This is a genomic window from Lapidilactobacillus concavus DSM 17758 (assembly GCF_001435835.1).
GTDB classification, from domain to species: Bacteria; Bacillota; Bacilli; order Lactobacillales; family Lactobacillaceae; genus Lapidilactobacillus; species Lapidilactobacillus concavus.
This window is the reverse complement of record NZ_AZFX01000052.1, coordinates 1-3,003: the sequence shown is the minus strand read 5'-3', so window position 1 is coordinate 3,003 and position 3,003 is coordinate 1. Positions and strand designations below refer to the sequence as shown.

Below are 3,003 nucleotides of genomic sequence, written 5' to 3'. Positions count from 1 at the left end.
TGGTAGATTGTAAAATTAATCCGAACGCTGTTCGGACAAAAAAGATCAGCTTCCTTTAAAATGGTGTTTACCACAAACCCATCTTTTAGGAGCTGATCTTTTGTCTAGTATAACATATTCCGAACGAATTAAAATCGAAACATTTTGTGAATTAGGGCTGCCCAATATCCAAATGGGCGTTCGGCTGAACCGATCACCGTCAACAATTTCTTATGAATTATCTCGATGTCAACCTTATCAGGCTGAATTAGCACAAACAGATGCCGAATACAAGCGATCACGATGTGGTCGGAAAACTAAGCTGAGCGATGAGTTAAAGCAAAAAATTCTCAACCATTTACGTCTAAGCTGGTCACCAGGAATGATTGCTCACGAATTTAAACTAGCTACTAAATCTATTTATAATTGGCTAAATCAGGGGAGAATTGGTTTCTCCTTGAATGATCTACCTGAACATGGCGTACGCCAACGGCGTAACGTTGACCAACGATCCAAATATAATCAATCTTTGGGGCGATCAATTGAACAGCGTCCCATGATGATTAATCAACGTAATCGCATCGGCGATTTTGAACTAGATACAGTCGTTGGTCCTCGTGGGCATAGTAAGGCAGTTTTATTAACTTTAATCGATCGAAAATCACGGTTCCTTTGGGCATACCGGTTAAAAGATCGGACGACAGCGACTGTTAATGAAGCACTAACTAAGTTCCTAACCACTTTTAATGATCCGGTGCACAGCTTTACTGTGGACCGTGGCACTGAGTTTAGTGGGCTAGTATCACTTGAATCACAATATGGTATTAAGACCTATTACTGCCATGCTTATACGCCAGCTGAACGTGGTAGTAATGAACGCTTTAATCGGAATTTACGTTATTTTTATCCTAAAGGGACTCGTTTTGAGCACATTAGTGCTCAAGATTTAACGACGACGTTACTCCAAATTAACCAGCGACCGCTTAAAATACTCGACTGGCAAACACCGTATCAGGTTATGCTGACAAATTTGTCCAAAAATTCGGATTAAATTTGCAATCTACCGTTTAACATTTTTTGATGCCGAGCGTAACAGCCAGGCTGTCAATTGGCACTGTTCAATTGTGTTTTGACCGTCGAACCCGTGCCCACTGAACCACGAACATCATTATCAGAACGACGGCAATTGCACCGATTGCGGCTGGTATCACGGTCATTCCGGCTAACTCAGGCCCCATCGGCTCCAGCACACCTTCACCAATGAGTGCCCCAAGGACGCCAGCAATAATGTGACCGATCCAACCCCGCGATTGACTGGGGCTCATGATAGCACCTGCAAAAGCACCAACCGCCGCGCCAACAATCATTACCCATAACCAATGCATGCTGTCATCCCCTTTTTAGCGGCGGTGTTTGAACTGCCGCACTTCTCGAAACACAGTCAATCCTAATTGCCCAATTGCAATCAATAGTGACAATTTACCCCAAAAACCAGGGGTCTGTCGTTTAATTTTAGCCATTACGGACACCTCCATCTTTTGATAGCGCTAACAAGTGCTACTTCAAAAAATCCTTTTATGCCTAATCACATTTACTGCGGCTGAAGCGCCTGGGCAGCAACGGTTCCGATCACAATAAGTATCATCGCCCCGCTCACGACTGGCAACAACGTCATTCCAGCAACTGTTGGCCCGAACCATCCAAAAGACAGCTGGCCACCAAGTACACCGAATAAGCCTGCGATTAAATTAATTGTCGTTTGACGCCGACCATGTGCGCCTACCGCATTTGCAACGATACCTATTGTTAGTCCTAATATCGCAACACCTATCCATCCCATTGTGAATACGCTCCATCCCGATATTGTGTTATTAAAATTATCATAACTATAATATTTATATTGAGCAATCAAAATGCTCATTGACCCGACTAATTCAGTAATGATGCATATCATTTCCAGTCAAACTAGTGTTCAAGCTATACTGAGACTATCAAAAGCTTACTAAATAAGCGATGAATAAACTTAATTTTTTAATCAAGAGGCGATTGTCATGGCAACAACTTACGGCATTTTCTATAACGGACAAGCGGGTAATGGGCAAGCGGCAACCGTCGCCCATCAAACCGCGCAAGCGCTATCGAACCACGGCATTGAGTCTCAATTACTGACAACACCAGGAATCCCCCAGGCAATTGCGTTAATTAAGCAAACACTTTCTCAACTGTCAGCACTAATTGTTATTGGTGGAGATGGCACACTGAACGTTGCAATGACAGCCCTAATCCAAGCTGAAGCACATATTCGTATCGGTGTTATTCCCATGGGAACGGTTAATAATTTTGCAACCCGATACCAGTTACCAACTGACCCCCAAGCGGCCATCGAACTAATTTGTACTCAGCCGGCGACCCAAGCAGTCGGCATGCTAGTCTGTAATCAACGCCGGGCAGTCGTGAGTTCACTGACATTCGGTAATTTGGCTGACATTTCCAATGAAGTTCGACAATCTGAGAAGCAGCGATTCGGTAAATTAAGCTATCTTTACCGCGCTATTCGCCATATTGGTCACAATAAGTCACTGCCAATTCGATATCAATTCAAACACGAAGGAAGCCACACCTTAAAAACATGGTTCTGTTTGATTACAACGACCAAATCAGTCGGTGGGCACGTCTATAGCGCGTCTGCTCCAGGAAAAATGCATATTAGTCTACTTAACAACATTGGCTGGCGGCAAGTAATTCCATATATTTGGTTCGCACTAACGGGGAACTTGCAAAACTCCAAGGCCATTACACAGCTAACGGCAACCAGTGCACGAATTACGAGTGCAACTGGTCAAGCCGTGACGACACGTATTGACGGCGACCCAGCGGTTAAACTGCCAATTGAATTGACCTATTTGACAGACCGCTTCGAATTGATCGTACCAACAGTCATCGAATAACGACGTATTTTTTATTAATATGGTAGATTGTAAAATTAATCCGAACGCTGTTCGGACAAAAAAGATCAGCTTCCTT

General features: G+C 43.6%; 4 protein-coding genes. 2 read left to right on the top strand and 2 right to left on the bottom strand.

The window, feature by feature from the left end; genetic code table 11:
* Positions 1-100 precede the first annotated feature (100 nt).
* The gene (locus tag FC15_RS05425; protein WP_057824701.1) at positions 101-1,030 is read left to right on the top strand and encodes an IS30-like element ISLpl1 family transposase; all 930 of its coding nucleotides are present in this window, start codon (positions 101-103) and stop codon (positions 1,028-1,030) included.
* Between the two features lie 67 nt (positions 1,031-1,097).
* Here the strand turns inward: FC15_RS05425 and FC15_RS05420 are convergent, their stop codons facing one another.
* Positions 1,098-1,364 carry a GlsB/YeaQ/YmgE family stress response membrane protein gene (locus FC15_RS05420; RefSeq protein WP_053267272.1) on the bottom strand — a complete coding sequence of 89 codons (267 nt, stop codon included), beginning with the start codon at positions 1,362-1,364 and terminating at the stop codon, positions 1,098-1,100.
* Between the two features lie 206 nt (positions 1,365-1,570).
* Positions 1,571-1,819: a hypothetical protein gene (locus tag FC15_RS05415; RefSeq protein WP_010010721.1), complete on the bottom strand. Its 249-nt coding sequence runs from the start codon at positions 1,817-1,819 to the stop codon at positions 1,571-1,573.
* Between the two features lie 211 nt (positions 1,820-2,030).
* Here FC15_RS05415 and FC15_RS05410 point away from each other — a divergent pair, with 211 nt between their 5' ends.
* Positions 2,031-2,927, top strand: coding sequence for a diacylglycerol/lipid kinase family protein (locus FC15_RS05410; RefSeq protein WP_057824700.1), 897 nt, complete (start codon positions 2,031-2,033; stop codon positions 2,925-2,927).
* Positions 2,928-3,003: the final 76 nt, after the last annotated feature.

What these genes read in the sequence shown, in the direction of transcription:
- FC15_RS05415 (WP_010010721.1), bottom strand. Translation starts at nt 1,819, where the DNA reads ATGGGATGGATAGGTGTTGCGATATTAGGACTAACAATAGGTATCGTT.
- FC15_RS05420 (WP_053267272.1), bottom strand. Translation starts at nt 1,364, where the DNA reads ATGCATTGGTTATGGGTAATGATTGTTGGCGCGGCGGTTGGTGCTTTT.
- FC15_RS05410 (WP_057824700.1), top strand. Translation starts at nt 2,031, where the DNA reads ATGGCAACAACTTACGGCATTTTCTATAACGGACAAGCGGGTAATGGG.